Source organism: Xanthomonas sp. CPBF 426 (genome assembly GCF_903989465.1).
Classification (GTDB): Bacteria; Pseudomonadota; Gammaproteobacteria; order Xanthomonadales; family Xanthomonadaceae; genus Xanthomonas; species Xanthomonas euroxanthea.
On sequence record NZ_LR861805.1, the window covers coordinates 2,072,585 to 2,088,829 of the forward strand.

Genomic DNA, 16,245 nt, shown 5'->3' on the forward strand with positions numbered 1-16,245 from the left:
AGTTTTCGATGGCTAAGGGGCAATCTTTACAGGATCCATTCCTCAACGCGCTGCGGCGCGAGCGGGTGCCGGTCTCTGTGTATCTGGTCAACGGCATCAAGCTGCAGGGCACGATCGAGTCGTTCGACCAGTTCGTGGTCCTGCTGCGCAATACCGTGAGTCAGATGGTCTACAAGCACGCCATCTCCACGGTCGTGCCGGCGCGCAACGTGCGCGTGGGACCGGGTGGTGGGTATGTGCAATCCAATGAAGGCAACCAGGCGGAAGATGACGACGTCGAGCAGTAATGGAGTAGTGCGTGTTTGATCGCTCACGCAAGGGTGAACACGCGTTGTTGATTCAGACCCACTCCGGTGGGCCTGCCGAAGAGGATGTGCTGGAGGAGTTCGCCGACCTTGCCAGGTCGGCGGGCGCCACGGTGGCGGCCACGCTCACCGCGCGCATCGACAAACCGAACCCGTCGACCTTGATCGGCAGCGGCAAGCTGGAAGAGATCAAGGCCGCCGCCGAGGCCACCGGCGCGGATCTGGTGTTGGTCAACCACACCTTGTCACCCGGCCAGGAGCGCAATCTGGAGCGCTACCTGGAGCGGCGCGTGATCGACCGCACCGGCCTGATCCTGGACATCTTCGCGCAACGGGCACGCAGCCACGAAGGCAAGCTGCAGGTGGAGCTGGCGCAGTTGCGGCATATGGCCACCCGGCTGGTACGCGGCTGGACCCACCTGGAGCGTCAGCGCGGCGGTTCGATCGGTCTGCGCGGGCCTGGCGAAACCCAGCTGGAAACCGACCGCCGCCTGCTGCAGAAGCGGGTGGAGCAGTTGCAGCAGCGGCTGGAAAAGGTCGAGGTGCAGCGCACCCAGATGCGGCGTGCGCGCATGCGCAGCGAACTGCCGCGGATTGCGTTGGTTGGCTACACCAATGCCGGCAAATCCACGTTGTTCAATGCCTTGACCGGTGCGGAGGCCTACGTGGCCGACCAGTTGTTCGCCACGCTCGATCCCACCGTGCGTCGCATTGCGCTGCCGGGGGGCAGTGCGATCCTGGCCGATACGGTCGGCTTCGTGCGCGATCTGCCGCATCAACTGGTCGCTGCATTCCGTTCGACCTTGTCCGAGGCGCGCGACGCCGATCTGTTGTTACATATCGTCGATGCGGCCGACCCGCTGCGCGAAGAACGCATCCAGCAGGTCGATGAGGTGTTGCATGCGGTGGGCGCGGGCGATTTGCCGCAGCTGCTGGTGTTCAACAAGATCGACAAGATCGAAGGCGCGCAGGTGCGTCACGATGCGCAGGACGGCATTCCCGACCAGGCGCGGCGTGAACGCGTGTGGGTCTCTGCGCGGGATGGGCGCGGGCTGCCGGAACTGCAGCACGCCCTGGGGCAGCGACTGGATCTGCGCCATGTGACCGGGCAACTGCGGTTGCCACCGTCGGCAGGCCGCCTGCGCTCCAAGTTGCATCAACTGGAAGTGGTGCGCGGCGAGCAGTCCGACGAGGACGGCTGGTTGCTGGATGTGGACCTGCCGATGGTCGAGGCCGAGCGCCTGGCTGCCGGCGACGACGGTGCACCACTGCGCGCGATGCTGCCGGATCGTCGCGAAGACTGGGAGTCGTGATCGGCGCTGCACGGTCGGCGTTGCCGGCCGTGCAGATCGACGCTGGCAGGCCGATGGGGTCGGGACGATGGGGTCAGCCGGTGTGGCGTCGCGCCACGCCGGTCGTGGCGCTTTGGCAGATGGCGGCCAACACAGGTCTGCCGCAGTCGCCAGGGCAGGATGATGCAGGCCATCGCAGCCGACAGCCTGGCGATCCGCTCGCCATCGCAGCCGATGCCTGCTGCGATGGGCTGCACACTGCCACTGAACCTGGGCCACGTCGTCGCTGGTGCCGAATGGACGCCGGCGCAGACAGGGGCGGCAAATTGGGCTAAAACGTCGGCTGCCCCTTCATTCGCCGTGCCCATGTCCATGTCCGCCGATTCCGAACTGCAGCAGCTGGCCGAACACCTCGGGCAACAGCTGCTTGCCGCGCGCGAGCGCCTGGTCACTGCCGAGAGCTGTACCGGCGGCTGGATCGCCAAGGCGGTCACCGATGTGGCGGGGTCTTCGCACTGGTTCGATTGCGGCATGGCCGCTTACAGCTATGAGGCCAAGCAGGCCTTGCTGGAAGTGCGCCCCCACACGCTGGAAGTGCATGGTGCGGTCAGCCGCGAAACGGTGATCGAAATGGTCTCGGGCGCGCTGGTCAATTCCGGCGCGAGCATTGCGGTGGCGGTGACCGGCATCGCCGGGCCGGGGGGCGGCAGTGAGGACAAGCCGGTCGGCACGGTATGGATCGGCTGGAAGCGGCGCGGCGGCTATGCCACTGCGCAGTTGTTCCACTTCGCTGGCGATCGCGATGCAGTGCGTCGCCAGACTGTGGTTGCCGCGTTGCGGGGCTTGAGCGCGCTGCTCTAGGCCACGCCGCAGCAGCCACGCGCACGTACCTGCTGCGCGGGGTGTGGCTCTGGCCGCGGCGATTCTCTTCGACAGCGGGCGGTTGCGCATGTGATGCATGGTGGCAATGCAGCCTTGGCTGCGCCGGGTTCGCTGCGCGCTCCGATCTGCATCTGCAGAAGGTGCAACCGGGCTGTACGGTGCTCGATGCGTGGCTGGGCATCGGCGCCGACGACGAGCGCTGGTGCTGGAAGCGTGGGCAGAAGATATCGGCAACGCAACCTGTCGCCAGATCGTCATCGATGCGCCGCTACAGGCGGGGGCGTGGAATGCATTTCTGGGCGCCCCCGCACGTACGGGCTGAGCTTGCGGTTGCGGCATCGGGCCCTGGTGCGGCCTTGCCATGGCACCAGGATGCCTGCGTGAGCGCAACCTCGGCTAAGCCCGCAGCTGTCCATGGCGCGACAGGCACGTGCAGATCGGCTACAAACAAGGTCTCGCCTTCAACCTGCGTGCCGATGCTTCCGCTTTCTGCTCATGTGCTGTTTTTGTCCGCGCCGCATCCACCTGCTGGCGGTGTCCTGGCATTGCTGGATGACCGGTGCGCAGCCCTCTGGCGCCCGATGCGTGAGGCAGCCGGTGATTGCGCCGTCCTGTGCGCGAGCGATCGCGCAGCGATGGGTGTCGCGCGTGGCGGTGCGTGGTCAGCCTTGGTTTCGAACGACGAGAAGCGGCCGGCGATGCGGCGTGGTGCGATGCCGCCTGTTGCCGCAGCGCAATCGCAGGCGGTGTGCTGATGTGGGAGGCACTCGGCACCGTTCGTGATCTCGGGCGGCTGCAGGAAATCGCCGCGGTGCTGATCCGTTACGGATTCGGCGACGTGGTGCGGCGTATCGGCCTGGCCGACGTGCTCGAACGTGCCGGCAAGCTGCTGCACTGGCACAACGCCGAGGGGCGCCTGCGCCTGTCTGCGGCGATGCGGGTGCGGCGCGCGCTCGAGGAACTCGGGCCGACCTTCGTCAAGCTGGGGCAGGTGCTGGCCACGCGCGTGGACCTGCTGCCGCCGGAGTGGATCGAAGAACTGAGCGAGCTGCAGAACGCAGTGCCCGCGCTGCCGTTCGAACAGATCCGCCCGCAACTGGTCGCGGCCCTGGGCGCGGAGCCGGAAAGCGTGTTCGCACGCCTGGACGAACAGCCTTTGGCTGCGGCATCGCTGGCGCAGACGCATCGCGCCTGGCTGGCCGATGGCACACCGGTGGTGCTGAAGATCCGCCGCCCCGGCATTGGCGATGTCATCGATGCAGATCTGCGCCTGCTGGCACGCCTGGCGGAAATCGTGGAAACGCGCGCGCCCGATCTCAAGCGTTATCGCCCTGCCGAAGTGGTGCAGCAATTCACCGTCTCCTTGCGACGCGAGCTGGATTTCGCTGCCGAGTGTCGCAATGCCGAGCGCATCGCGGCCAACTTCGTCAACGACCCCGGGGTGGTGGTGCCGTCGGTCTACTGGCAGTGGACCTGCGAATCGCTCAACGTGCAGGAATTCATCGACGGCATTCCCGGGCGGGACATGCGCGCTGTGGATGCGGCCGGGCTGGACCGCAAGGCACTGGCGCGCACCGGCGCCGGGATCGTGCTGAAAATGGTGCTGCAGGATGGCTGCTTCCACGCCGACCCGCATCCGGGCAACATCTTTTACCTGCGCGACGGGCGCATCGCCGTCATCGATTTCGGCATGGTCGGACGTGTTTCCGAGCAACGTCGTTTCCAGGTCGCGCAACTGCTGCATGGCATGGTCAGCTACGACGCCGAAGCGGTCATCGACGTGTTGCTGGAATGGGCCGGCACCAGTCTGGAGATCGATGAATCGCGGCTGCAGCAGGACATCGGCGCCTTTGTCGACGAGTACCGCGGCGTGCCGCTGAAAGAGCTGCGCATCGGCGCGATGCTGGGCGATGTCACCTCGATCCTGCGCGATCACGGGCTGACCTTGCCATCGGATCTGGCGCTGATGATCAAGGCCTTTCTCACCCTCGAGGGCATGGGCCGCCAGCTCGATCCGGATTTCGACATGGCCACCGAGGCGCGCCCGTATCTCGAGCGCGTGGTGCTGCAGCGTTATGCGCCCAGCGCGATGCTGCGGCGCAGCCGTCGCACCGTGACCGGCGCGATCGACCTGATCGGCGACCTGCCACGCGATCTCAAACGGCTGCTGCAGGCCGCACGGCGCGGCAAGTTGCAACTGCAGGTCGAAACGCGGGCATTGCGCGAATTCGGCGAACAGGTCGATCGCGCGGCCAACCGGCTCACCATGGGCATCGTGACGGCCGCGCTGGTGATCGGCTCGTCGATCGTCATGAACAGTGTCGGTGGCAGTGCCAGCCGTTGGCTGCTTGCGTTGGGGGTCGGCGGCTTCATCGGCGCAGCCATCTGCGGTGTCTGGATCCTGTTTTCCATCTGGCGGAGTCGGCGCTAGACGCGGCGCCTGTACCGCCCGGTTGCCGGCCTGCGCGTGAGGCAGGACGCGGCGCTTGCGCAGGCGTCAGTTAGTAGTAATACTACTAACCATGGACCTGACCGATACCCAGCAAGCAATCCTGGCCTTGATCGCCGAGCGCATCGATGCCGATGGCGTACCGCCCTCGCAGACCGAGATCGCGCGCGCCTTCGGCTTCAAGGGTGTGCGCGGCGCGCAATACCATCTGGAGGCATTGGAGCAGGCCGGTGCGATCCGGCGTGTCCCCGGGCAGGCCCGCGGCATCCGCCTGGCCGGGCAGGGCGCCCAGTCACGCACCCCGCCTGCCGCAAACGAGCCGATGCGCGACGATGTACTGCGCCTGCCGGTGCTGGGACGTGTGGCGGCAGGTCTGCCGATCGGTGCGGATATCGGCTCGGACGACTTCGTGGTGCTGGACCGGGTGTTCTTCTCGCCGTCGCCGGACTACCTGCTCAAGGTGCAGGGCGACTCGATGCGCGACGAGGGTATCTTCAACGGCGACCTGATCGGGGTGCACCGCACCCGCGATGCGCGCTCGGGGCAGATCGTGGTAGCGCGCATCGATGAGGAGATCACGGTCAAATTGTTGAAGATCGGCAAGGACCGCATCCGCTTGCTGCCGCGTAACCCGGACTACGCGCCGATCGAAGTGCTGCCGGATCAGGATTTCGCGATCGAGGGCCTGTACTGCGGGCTGTTGAGGCCGAATCGTTGAGCACTGCGCCGATGGCTGCACTGGCGTTATCCCGAGCCGCTACCACAGGATTTCCCGCTGCCATCGCCATGGCCACCTTTCTAATCTGAGTGTGTCGCAGCCAGTCTCAGCCTGTGCGATACGCCGCCGTTACATTAGCCCTACACCGAAATCACTGACAAGGATCACCCAGATGGATGAGAACAAGAAGCGCGCCCTTTCCGCCGCACTGAGCCAGATCGAAAAGCAATTCGGCAAGGGCTCGGTGATGCGCATGGGCGACCGTGTGATCGAGGCCGTCGAAGTCATTCCGACCGGCTCGCTGATGCTGGACATCGCACTGGGGATCGGCGGCCTGCCCAAGGGCCGTGTGGTCGAAATCTACGGTCCGGAATCGTCGGGCAAGACCACCCTGACCCTGCAGGCGATTGCCGAATGCCAGAAGAAGGGCGGCACCGCAGCCTTCATCGACGCCGAGCACGCGTTGGACCCGATCTATGCCGCCAAGCTGGGCGTCAACGTCGACGACCTGCTGCTGTCGCAGCCGGATACCGGCGAGCAGGCGCTGGAAATCGCCGACATGCTGGTGCGCTCCGGTTCGGTGGACATCGTGGTGGTCGACTCGGTCGCCGCCCTGACCCCCAAGGCCGAAATCGAAGGCGAAATGGGTGACCAGCTGCCGGGTCTGCAGGCCCGCCTGATGAGCCAGGCGCTGCGCAAGCTGACCGGCAACATCAAGCGTTCCAACACATTGGTGGTCTTCATCAACCAGTTGCGCCACAAGATCGGCGTGATGATGCCGGGCCAGAGCCCGGAAGTGACCACCGGCGGCAACGCGCTGAAGTTCTACGCTTCGGTCCGTCTGGATATCCGTCGTATCGGCGCGATCAAGAAGGGCGACGAGATCATCGGCAACCAGACCAAGATCAAGGTGGTCAAGAACAAGCTGGCGCCTCCGTTCAAGCAGGTCGTGACCGAAATCCTCTACGGCGAAGGCATCAGCCGCGAGGGTGAGCTGATCGACATGGGCGTGGAAGCCAAGCTGGTCGAGAAAGCCGGCGCCTGGTACAGCTATGGCGAAGAACGCATCGGGCAGGGCAAGGACAACGCACGCGGCTATCTTCGCGACAACCCGCAGGTTGCGGTGCGGCTGGAAGCCGAGCTGCGCGAGAAGTTCCAGCCGGCCGAAGCGCCGCGCGAAGCCGGTGACGACGTCGAGAAGGAATGACAGCAGCCCCGTCAGAGCGAGCTGAGCCGTGATCAGGTCGGTGTCGGCGGCAAGCGCGAACCAGGATGTCCGAGTGGGCCATCCCCGGTTCCGCCTGCCGGCCGCGCCCGGCTGATGGCAGAACGGCCGAACTGATGGCTGCGGCAAGTTTTCTATCGCGGGGACGGCGGAGTCAGTGCCGTCGCTTCCCGCGGTAGATCTATCGAAGGCCAGGAGGGCAGGCGCCACGGATGGCGCATTGATGCTGTTTGAGTTTCGTACTCGGGACACCCACGATGGACGAGCAACCGCCCGCGCCAAAGCGGGGACGCCGGTTCAAGGAACAGACGCCGGTCCAACGCGCACTGGGATTGCTGGTGCGGCGCGAGCATTCGCGCAAGGAATTGAACCGCAAGCTGCTGGCGCGCGGGATCGAGCCGGACGCCGCACAGGCGGCCGTAGAGCGCCTGGCGGATGAAGGATGGCAGGACGACACCCGTTTTGCGGCTTCTGTCGTGCGCAATCGCGCAGGCTCGGGCTACGGCCCGCTGCATATCCGTGCCGAGCTCGGAACCCATGGACTGGACAGCGACGCCATCAGTGCCGCAATGGCGACATTCGAGGGCGACTGGACCGAAAACGCGCGCGATCTGATCCGCCGTCGCTTTGGCGACCAGGGCCCCACCGATCTGCCGCAGCGGCGCAAGGCCGCCGATCTGCTGGCCCGGCGTGGTTTTGATGGCAACAGCATTCGTAGTGCCACGCGCTTCGACCTTGAGGACTGAGGGCGTCAGGCCTGCTACCCTTCGTGGTTTCAGGTTGTTCCGCTCATCTGCGCCCACATCTCATTGGGTGACCGGGACTGCCGCCCGCCCAATGCCAGCACATGAACGCACCCGCCAAATTCAGCACTTCCCAGATCCGCAGTGACTTCCTCGCGTTTTTCGAGGGGAAAGGCCACACCATCGTGCCATCCGCGCCACTGGTGCCGGGCAACGACCCGACCTTGCTGTTCACCAACTCCGGCATGGTCCAGTTCAAGGACGTCTTCCTCGGCGCGGAGAAGCGCAGCTACGTGCGCGCGGCCGACGTGCAGCGCTGCCTGCGTGCCGGCGGCAAGCACAACGATCTGGATTCGGTGGGCTACACCGCGCGCCATCACACCTTCTTCGAGATGCTGGGCAACTGGTCGTTCGGCGATTACTTCAAGAAGGACGCCATCAGCTGGGCCTGGGAGCTGCTGACCCAGGTCTGGAAGCTGCCGGCCGACCGGCTGCTGGTCACCGTCTACCATACCGACGAAGAAGCCTTCGCCTTGTGGCGCGACATGATCGGCATTCCCGAAAGTCGCATCGTGCGCATCGGCGACAACAAGGGCGCGCCGTATGCGTCGGACAACTTCTGGCAAATGGCCGATACCGGCCCGTGCGGCCCGTGCACCGAGATCTTCTTCGACCACGGCGACCACATCGCCGGTGGTCCGCCCGGTTCGCCGGACGAGGATGGCGATCGCTTCATCGAGATCTGGAACCTGGTCTTCATGCAGTTCGACCGCCAGCCCGACGGCACCCTGGTGCCGTTGCCGGCGCCGTGCGTGGACACCGGCATGGGCCTGGAGCGGCTGGCTGCGATCCTGCAGCACGTGCATACCAACTACGAGATCGATCTGTTCCAGGCCTTGATCGGCAAGGCCAGTGCGCTGACCGGTGTCGCCGATCTGGAGAACAAGTCGCTGCGGGTGATCGCCGATCACATCCGCGCCTGTTCGTTCCTGATCGTCGATGGTGTGCTGCCGTCCAACGAGGGCCGTGGTTATGTGCTGCGCCGGATTATCCGGCGTGCGCTGCGGCATGGCTGGATGCTGGGGGTGCGCCAGCCGTTCTTCAGCAAGATGGTGCCGACCCTGGTCGAGCTGATGGGCGAGGCCTATCCCGAACTGGTGGTCGCACGGGAGACCGTTACGCGGGCGCTGCTGGCCGAAGAGGAGCGCTTTGCCGAGACGCTGGACGCCGGCATGAAGATCTTCGACGAGGTCGCCGCGCGCTCGCAGGAAGTGATTCCCGGCGCCGATGCGTTCCGCCTCTTCGACACCTATGGATTTCCGGTCGATCTGACCTCCGACATCGCACGCGAGCGTGGCTTGCGCGTGGACATGGAGGGCTTCGAGTTCGCCATGGAGCGTCAGCGCGAGACCGCACGTGCCGCCGGCAAGTTCGGCGGTGGTGTCGCATTGCCGGCCGATCTGGTCGCCACCATGTCGCCGACGGTGTTTCTGGGCTATGAAGCCTATGACGCCGATGCGCTCAAGGTCGTTGCATTGCTCAAGCAGGGCCGCCCGGTCGAGCGCGCGCAAGCCGGCGACGAGGTCATCGTATTCACCGATCGCACGCCGTTCTACGCCGAATCCGGTGGCCAGGTCGGCGATAGCGGCCAGCTCAGCGGTGGCGATGTCTCCATCGAGATCGTCGACACCCAGAAATTTGCCGGCCAGTTCCATGGCCATGTGGGGCGCATCACCGAGGGTACGCTGGCAGTGGGCGATGTGCTGGCGGGCGGCATCGACGTGCAGCGTCGTGGCAAGACCATCCTCAACCACTCGGCCACGCATCTGCTGCATGCGGCCCTGCGCGAGGTGCTGGGCACGCATGTGCAGCAGAAGGGCTCGCTGGTGGCGCCGGACCGCTTGCGCTTCGACTTCTCGCACTTCCAGCCGATCACGCCCGAAGAGCTTGCTGTGATCGAACGCAAGGTCAACGCAGAGGTGCGCACCAACCACAGCGTCGAAGTGCACAACATGGCGATGCAGGAAGCGCTGGATTTCGGCGCGATGGCCTTGTTCGGTGAAAAGTACGGCGAGAACGTGCGCGTGCTGAAGATGGGCGGCTATTCCACCGAACTCTGCGGTGGCACGCACGTGACCCGTACCGGCGATATCGGCCTGTTCAAGATCACCTCCGAAGGCGGTGTGTCCTCGGGCGTGCGTCGCATCGAAGCGGTGACCGGGCAGGGCGCGTTGGATCATGTCGCCGATGAAGAGCGACGTCTGTTCGAGGCGGCCAGCCTGCTCGGCGGCAACGCTACCGAGGTGGTCGACAAGGTGCGCGCGCTCACCGAGCGTCAGAAGCGGCTTGAACGTGAGCTGGAGTCGCTCAAGGCCAAGCTGGCCTCCGGTGCCACTGCGGACCTGGGTTCCAGTGCCGTCGATGTGGCAGGCGTCAAGGTGGTCGCCGTGCGTCTGGAGGGTTTCGATGCCAAGGCGCTGCGCGATGCGATGGATCGTCTCAAGCAGCAACTGGGCGATTCGGTCATCGTGTTGGCAGGTGCCGCCGGTGGCAAGGTTGCGCTCGTGGCCGGTGTGAATGGCAGCCCAACTGGCAAGGTGAAGGCGGGGGAACTCCTCGGCCATATCGCCAGTCAGATCGGGGGCAAGGGCGGCGGTCGTCCGGATCTCGCCCAGGGTGGTGGCGAGGATGGTCCCGCCCTTGCGACCGCGCTCGACGGCGTGCCCTCCTGGGTCAAGCAACACTTGGGCTGAACACTTGTGCTGGTATGCCTTGCTGGTTGGCAGGGTGTCCCGCTACCATTTCCGGTCTATTCCCTTTACCTAGGGCGGGCCTTATCAATCGGCCGCCGATGCTGGTGGGAAGCCCACCGGTTCCAGGAGATTTGCAAAATGTTGATCCTCACTCGCCGGGTAGGCGAAACCTTGATGATCGGCGACTCGGTCACTGTGACCGTACTCGGCGTCAAGGGTAATCAGGTGCGCATCGGCATCACCGCACCGAAAGATGTTGCTGTACACCGCGAAGAAATCTATCAGCGGATCCAGCGTGGGGATGAGCCGGTCGCTTCCGGTGCGCATCACGGCGACGATTCTTCGAATTGATCGTCATAAAGGGTTTACGTTAGCCCCTCTTACCCGGTATTCTTCGCGGCCTGCAACGGACACCGCGGCAGGACGCAAAAACTGGAGCGATGCCCGAGCGGCTGAAGGGGCTCCCCTGCTAAGGGAGTATAGGGTCAAAAGCTCTATCGAGGGTTCGAATCCCTCTCGCTCCGCCAGTGTTTTGAACGCCCGCAAATCCATGATTTGCGGGCGTTTTCATTTGTGTGGACGTGGTGGTGGCGATTGCAGGCAGGCGCCGGCGCAACGCCGGCAGCCGCACCGGCGGCAGCGTCTGAATTGCCACAAACGTGCCGTAGGCAGCGATTCAAGTAACCCGGGCATGGGTCGCTAAGGCTGTGACACCTCTTTCGGATCTCAACCCGATGCGCCTACCGCCGCTGCTTGGACGCCTGTTTTCTTCCCGGAGCCGTGGGCTGCAGCACAAGGCCGATGCCGTGGACCGGGTGATGGCGGTGATCGAGTTCGATCTGGATGGCCGCATCCTGCATGTGAACCAGAATTTCCTGTCACTGATGGGCTACCGGCTGGACGAAGTCGTCGGTCAGCATCACCGCATGTTCGTGACCCCTGCCGACCGCGACAGCGAAAGCTACCGGCAGTTCTGGCAGGCGCTGCGCCGCGGCGACTTCAACGCCGGGCGGTTCTGTCGCCTGGACAAGCAGGGGCGCGAGGTATGGATCAACGCCTCCTACAACCCGTTGCTGGATCGTGCGGGCAAGGCCTATCGGGTGGTCAAGTACGCCACCGACATCACTGCGCAGGTGCGCCAGACCGCCGATTTCGAAGGCCGCATCGATGCGATCGACAAGGTCATGGCGGTCATCGAGTTTTCGCTGGACGGCACGGTGCTCGATGCCAACGAGAATTTCCTTGCGGCCATGGGCTACCGGCTCGATGAGATCCGCGGCAAGCATCACGGCATGTTCGTGGACGCGCAAACGCGTCAGTCGGCGGCCTATCGCGCGTTCTGGGACAAGCTTGGGCGCGGCGCGTTCGACGCGGGCCGCTACAAGCGCATCGGCAAGGACGGTCGGGAGGTGTGGATCCAGGCGTCCTACAACCCGGTGCTGGACGAGCACGGGCGGCCGTACAAGGTGGTCAAGTACGCCACCGACGTGACCCGTCAGGTGATCGATTCGGCCGATGCCGATGGCCGCATCCAGGCCATCGACAAGGTCATGGGCGTGATCGAGTTCGATCTGGAAGGGCGTGTGCTGACCGCCAACGACAACTTCCTGGCCATTTTGGGGTACTCCGCCGAGGAAGCGATCGGCCAGCATCACCGCATCTTCGTCGACGCAAGCTACGGCGCCTCCGAAGACTACGGGCATTTCTGGACAAAGCTGGCGCGTGGCCAGTTCGATGCGGGCCGCTACCGTCGGCTGCACAAGGATGGCAGTTCGGTATGGATCCAGGCGTCTTACAATCCGATCCTGGACGTGTCCGGGCGGCCGTACAAGGTGGTCAAGTACGCCACCGATGTCACCGACCAGGTGCGCTCTGCCGAGCGCATGGGGCAGTTGATGCAGCAGACACTGAGCATCGCGCAGAACGTGCAGCGCGAGGCACACCATATTTCGGTCAGCAATCAGGAGCTGGTGAGCCGCTCGTCCGCGCAGTCGGCAGCGGTGGCGCAGACCTCGACCACCATCGACCAACTGGCAGAGACCGTCCGCACCAATTCCGACAGCGCCAATTCGGCCCAGCGCATGGCCGAAGCATCGGCCGATGTTGCGCGACGTGGCGCCACCGTCATCGCCGACATGGTCAAGACCACGGCCGGCATCCGCTCGGCGACCGATCGTATCGGCCAGATCATCGAGGTGATCGACGGCATTGCGTTCCAGACCAATATCCTGGCCTTGAATGCCGCCGTGGAAGCGGCACGTGCTGGCGAGCAGGGCCGTGGATTTGCCGTGGTGGCGACCGAGGTGCGTAGCCTGGCGCAGCGCTGCAGCGTCTCGGCGAAGGAGATTCGTGGCTTGATCGACAATGCGACCGACCAGGTGGGCGATGGTTCGCGCCTGGCCGAGCAGGCCGGTGTGGTGATGCAGGACATGGTCGGCTCGGTGCTGCGCGTCACCGCGACCGTGGAGCAGATTGCCGCTGCCAGCCAGGAGCAGGCGCGGGACATTTCCACCGCCAATACCGCGCTGCAATCGATCGGTGTGCAGGCGCGTGACCAGGCGCAGATGGTCGACGACCTGGCGCGTTCGGCGCGTGTGCTGGAAGCCGATGCCGATGCGCTGTTTGCCTTGGTCAATGGCGATGGCGACGGTGATCGCGACACCGGGGCGGCGGCTGTGCGCAGCGAGGCCCCGATCAAGCCGCTCGCCAAGCCGCAGGCCGCGTGATCCCGCGCAGGGATGTGCTGATGCGCGGCGGCATCGATGCATGGCGCCATGCATGGCAGCGGCATCGCCGGTGCCTTGCAGGCTGATCGCCTGAGCACAAAAAAGCCCGCCGGAAGCGGGCTTTGTGCTGTCGACAAGTCTCCAGCGCGCAGCGTGCCGCATTGTCTGCAGCACGCTGCATGCCGGGCTGGCGCCGTTTACTGCGGCAGGTCGAACACCAGCACTTCCGCATCGCGTGCATCGGCCAGCACGATCTCCGGCTCGCCGGTGATCTGCAGCGCGTCGCCGGCCGACAGTGCCTGGCCATTGACGCTCAGGCTGCCGCGCGCCACCTGCACGTAGCCGATGCGGCCATCGGCCAGCGGCTGTTGCAGGCGCACCTGGCCATCGAGGATGGAGGCATACAGGCGTGCATCCTGGTGCAGCCGCAGCGAGCCGTGCTCGCCACCGGGCGAGGCGATCAGGCGCAGCTGGTTGCGCTTGCTGTCGGCATCGAAATGCTTCTCCTCGTAGCTGGGCTCGATGCCGTTGCGTTCGGGCATCACCCAGATCTGCAGGAAGTGCACCGGCTCGCTGGCCGAGTGGTTGAACTCGCTGTGGGTGACGCCGCTGCCGGCGCTCATGCGCTGCACGTCGCCGTAGTGCAGCACCGAGCCGGTGCCCATGCTGTCCTTGTGCTCCAGCGCGCCACCCAGGACGTAGGAGATGATCTCCATGTCGCGGTGGGCATGGGTGCCGAAGCCTTCGCCCGGCGTCACCTTGTCTTCGTTGATCACCCGCAGCGGGCCGATGCCCATGTGGCGCGGGTCGTGGTAGCTGGCGAAGGAGAACGTATGGCGCGAGGACAGCCAGCCATGTTCGGCGCGGCCACGGGTTTCGCTCTTGCGGACAGTCAACATGCTGCTTCTCCTTGAAAGGTTCGAGTGTCGCCGGGAAGGGGAAATCGGTGTCCCAGCGGCTTGATGCGTAGTCTGGGCCTGCGCATCGGTAACGAAAAGCGAGTAGATTTGGCAACTACCATCGAAAAAATCGAACGATGAACATCAGCCTGGAAGCGCTGCAGATCCTGGACGCGATCGACCGCCGCGGTTCGTTCACCGCGGCGGCCAAGGTGATGTTCAAGGTGCCGTCGACGATTTCCTACACGGTCTCCAAGCTGGAGGACGACCTGGGCGTGCAGTTGTTCGAGCGGGTTGGACCGAAGGCCACGCCCACGCAGGCGGGGCGTGAGCTGCTGCGCGAAGGGCGGCAGCTGCTGCGCGCCGCGCAGGAGCTGGAGGTGCGGGTACGGCGGGTGGCGTCGGGCTGGGAGTCGGACTTTGCGATCGGGCTGGACGCGATCCTGCCGGTCGCCTTGCTGCAGGCGCAGATCCTGGACTTCTACACGGTGGCCGACAGCACGCGCCTGCGCGTGGTGAGCGAATCCTTGTCCGGCAGTTGGGAGGCGCTGCTGGATCGGCGCGTGGACCTGATCGTCGCGGCGGGCGAGGGCCCGAGCGGTGGTGGCTACGTCGCCGAGGCGATCGGGACGCTGGGCTTTGTGTTCGCGGTGGCCTTCACGCATCCACTGGCCGGCGCCGGCACGCTGGGTGCGGCCGAACTGGCCGAACATCGTGCGATCGCGGTGGCCGATTCGGCACGGCGTCTGCTGCCACGCACGGTCGGCCTGCTGTCCGCGCGCGATGTGCTCACCGTGCCGGACATGCAGACCAAGCTGCAGCTGCAGCTGGCCGGCGCTGGCTACGGCTTTCTGCCCGAGCCATATGCGCGCGGCGCGCTGCAGGATGGCCTGCTGTGCGAGCTGCAGGTGGAAACCCGCAAACCCGACGAAACGTTCTACCTGTCCTGGCGGCCGGGCGAGGAGGGCGAGGCGCTGGGCTGGTGGCGGCGCGCATTGCGCAGCGATGGGCTGTTCGATGGCTGGTTGCAGTCGCTTGCCGAAACGTATCGTTCCGTCGCCGCCGGGCAGTCGCGCGCGTGAAGAAGGGCGGATAATGGGCCCTCGCCGTCGCGCAGGGGCGCCGCATGCAGGGCTTGATCGAACAGTACGGATTGGCGCTGGTCTTTGCCAACGTACTGGCGTTGTCGCTGGGCCTGCCGGTGCCGGCGCTGCCGACCCTGGTGCTGGTCGGGGCCGGCTACGCGCTGCAGGGCGGGGAGGATGCCTGGCTGGCCGGACTGACGGCCTTGGCGGTGTCGGTGCTGGCGAGCCTGCTCGGCGACCTGGCCTGGTATCTGGCCGGCCGCCGTTTCGGTAATCGTACCTTGCAGTCGCTGTGCCGGCTGTCGTTGTCGCGCGATACCTGCATGAAAAAGACCGAGCGGTTCTTCTCGCGCTGGGGTGTGCGGGTGTTGGCGGTGGCCAAGTTCGTGCCCGGTCTGTCGATGGTCTCGGTGCCGATGGCCGGTGCGATGCGGGTGCGCCCGGCGGCGTTCCTGCGCTACGACGCCCTGGGTGCGTCGCTGTGGGCATTGGTCGGCCTGGGCCTGGGCGCGCTGTTCGCGCAGCAGGTGCAGGACGTGCTGGCGTTGCTGTCCGACCTGGGGTCCGGTGCGATCGTCGTCGTGGCCGTGTCGCTGGCCTGCTACGTCGGCTGGCGCTGGTGGCGCCGGCATGCCCTGCTGCGTTCGCTGGAGCATGCGCGGATCGCCGTGGAGGAGCTGGTGCCGCTGCTCGATGGCGACGAAGCGCTGCGGCCGACGGTGCTGGATATCCGGGCGCCGGGCCATCGCGATCTGCAGCCGTACACGATTCCCGGCGCGGTGTTTGCCGACGAGCGTCAGCTGGCGCAGATCCTTGCCAGCGTGCCGCGCGATCGCAGCGTGGTGATCTATTGCGCGTGTCCGGACGAGGTGTCGGCGGCGTGGCTGGCCGCTCGGATGCGCGAGCGCGGATATCGCGACGTGCGGCCGCTGTTGGGTGGGCTGGATGCCTGGCGCGACGCCGGGCATCCGGTGACCTCGCTGCTGCCGGTCGTGGTGGTGGCCGGGGCCGATGCGCTGGATGCGATGGCCTGATCGCCGTGATGCGGTGACTTGCCGCGCGCATGCTGGCCTTTCGCGTGTCTTGCTTGGCGTTCGCTGCGTCGTAACGGCGCAGCCACGATTCGTCCTCGAACGGCAGGCAAAAAAAAAGACCAGCAAGCTGGTCG

13 protein-coding genes and 1 tRNA gene are annotated in these 16,245 nt (G+C 65.5%); 13 read left to right on the forward strand and 1 reads right to left on the reverse strand.

Annotation, left to right across the window (positions count from 1 at the left end; all coding sequences use genetic code 11):
- Window positions 1-8: 8 nt before the first annotated feature.
- From hfq to H7A87_RS08980, 11 genes are all read left to right on the forward strand, one after another.
- On the forward strand, window positions 9-287 hold the full coding sequence (hfq, locus tag H7A87_RS08930; protein WP_005915027.1) for an RNA chaperone Hfq: 279 nt from the start codon (window positions 9-11) through the stop codon (window positions 285-287).
- An 11-nt stretch (window positions 288-298) separates the two neighbouring features.
- Window positions 299-1,618, forward strand: a complete 1,320-nt coding sequence (gene hflX, locus H7A87_RS08935; protein WP_115676775.1) for a ribosome rescue GTPase HflX — start codon at window positions 299-301, stop codon at window positions 1,616-1,618.
- A 345-nt stretch (window positions 1,619-1,963) separates the two neighbouring features.
- Entirely contained in the window at window positions 1,964-2,458 is a 495-nt protein-coding gene (locus tag H7A87_RS08940; RefSeq protein WP_180496952.1) for a CinA family protein, read from the forward strand.
- Window positions 2,459-3,233: 775 nt separating this feature from the next.
- A complete protein-coding gene (ubiB, locus tag H7A87_RS08945) occupies window positions 3,234-4,910 on the forward strand; it encodes a 2-polyprenylphenol 6-hydroxylase (protein ID WP_115677095.1) in 1,677 nt (558 codons plus the stop codon).
- 91 nt (window positions 4,911-5,001) lie between these two features.
- Window positions 5,002-5,646, forward strand: coding sequence for a transcriptional repressor LexA (gene lexA / locus H7A87_RS08950; protein ID WP_104596802.1), 645 nt, complete (start codon window positions 5,002-5,004; stop codon window positions 5,644-5,646).
- Between the two features lie 172 nt (window positions 5,647-5,818).
- On the forward strand, window positions 5,819-6,853 hold the full coding sequence (gene recA, locus H7A87_RS08955) for a recombinase RecA (RefSeq protein ID WP_016904265.1): 1,035 nt from the start codon (window positions 5,819-5,821) through the stop codon (window positions 6,851-6,853).
- 275 nt (window positions 6,854-7,128) lie between these two features.
- On the forward strand, window positions 7,129-7,617 hold the full coding sequence (gene recX / locus H7A87_RS08960) for a recombination regulator RecX (protein WP_104582899.1): 489 nt from the start codon (window positions 7,129-7,131) through the stop codon (window positions 7,615-7,617).
- Between the two features lie 101 nt (window positions 7,618-7,718).
- Window positions 7,719-10,367 (forward strand): alanine--tRNA ligase, encoded by a 2,649-nt coding sequence (gene alaS / locus H7A87_RS08965; protein WP_115676777.1) that lies wholly within the window; start codon window positions 7,719-7,721, stop codon window positions 10,365-10,367.
- Between the two features lie 138 nt (window positions 10,368-10,505).
- Window positions 10,506-10,718, forward strand: coding sequence for a carbon storage regulator CsrA (csrA, locus tag H7A87_RS08970; protein WP_003481884.1), 213 nt, complete (start codon window positions 10,506-10,508; stop codon window positions 10,716-10,718).
- 83 nt (window positions 10,719-10,801) lie between these two features.
- Window positions 10,802-10,894 (forward strand) — tRNA-Ser (locus H7A87_RS08975).
- A 234-nt stretch (window positions 10,895-11,128) separates the two neighbouring features.
- Window positions 11,129-13,093: a PAS domain-containing methyl-accepting chemotaxis protein gene (locus H7A87_RS08980; protein ID WP_232087972.1), complete on the forward strand. Its 1,965-nt coding sequence runs from the start codon at window positions 11,129-11,131 to the stop codon at window positions 13,091-13,093.
- Between the two features lie 197 nt (window positions 13,094-13,290).
- Here H7A87_RS08980 and H7A87_RS08985 read toward each other — a convergent pair whose 3' ends face one another.
- Window positions 13,291-13,992 (reverse strand): pirin family protein, encoded by a 702-nt coding sequence (locus H7A87_RS08985; RefSeq protein WP_104582902.1) that lies wholly within the window; start codon window positions 13,990-13,992, stop codon window positions 13,291-13,293.
- Window positions 13,993-14,129: 137 nt separating this feature from the next.
- Here H7A87_RS08985 and H7A87_RS08990 point away from each other — a divergent pair, with 137 nt between their 5' ends.
- Together H7A87_RS08990 and H7A87_RS08995 are read left to right on the forward strand one after the other, a co-directional pair.
- Window positions 14,130-15,074, forward strand: coding sequence for a LysR substrate-binding domain-containing protein (locus tag H7A87_RS08990; RefSeq protein ID WP_119128397.1), 945 nt, complete (start codon window positions 14,130-14,132; stop codon window positions 15,072-15,074).
- Between the two features lie 44 nt (window positions 15,075-15,118).
- A complete protein-coding gene (locus tag H7A87_RS08995) occupies window positions 15,119-16,111 on the forward strand; it encodes a DedA family protein/thiosulfate sulfurtransferase GlpE (protein ID WP_104648534.1) in 993 nt (330 codons plus the stop codon).
- The last annotated feature ends 134 nt before the right edge of the window (window positions 16,112-16,245 follow it).

Excerpts from the sequence above, each read along its gene's own strand:
- hfq (WP_005915027.1), top strand. The coding sequence starts at position 9 with ATGGCTAAGGGGCAATCTTTACAGGATCCATTCCTCAACGCGCTGCGG.
- recA (WP_016904265.1), top strand. The coding sequence starts at position 5,819 with ATGGATGAGAACAAGAAGCGCGCCCTTTCCGCCGCACTGAGCCAGATC.
- H7A87_RS08940 (WP_180496952.1), top strand. The coding sequence starts at position 1,964 with ATGTCCATGTCCGCCGATTCCGAACTGCAGCAGCTGGCCGAACACCTC.
- H7A87_RS08995 (WP_104648534.1), top strand. The coding sequence starts at position 15,119 with ATGCAGGGCTTGATCGAACAGTACGGATTGGCGCTGGTCTTTGCCAAC.
- recX (WP_104582899.1), top strand. The coding sequence starts at position 7,129 with ATGGACGAGCAACCGCCCGCGCCAAAGCGGGGACGCCGGTTCAAGGAA.
- H7A87_RS08990 (WP_119128397.1), top strand. The coding sequence starts at position 14,130 with ATGAACATCAGCCTGGAAGCGCTGCAGATCCTGGACGCGATCGACCGC.
- alaS (WP_115676777.1), top strand. The coding sequence starts at position 7,719 with ATGAACGCACCCGCCAAATTCAGCACTTCCCAGATCCGCAGTGACTTC.
- ubiB (WP_115677095.1), top strand. The coding sequence starts at position 3,234 with ATGTGGGAGGCACTCGGCACCGTTCGTGATCTCGGGCGGCTGCAGGAA.
- lexA (WP_104596802.1), top strand. The coding sequence starts at position 5,002 with ATGGACCTGACCGATACCCAGCAAGCAATCCTGGCCTTGATCGCCGAG.
- H7A87_RS08985 (WP_104582902.1), bottom strand. The coding sequence starts at position 13,992 with ATGTTGACTGTCCGCAAGAGCGAAACCCGTGGCCGCGCCGAACATGGC.
- csrA (WP_003481884.1), top strand. The coding sequence starts at position 10,506 with ATGTTGATCCTCACTCGCCGGGTAGGCGAAACCTTGATGATCGGCGAC.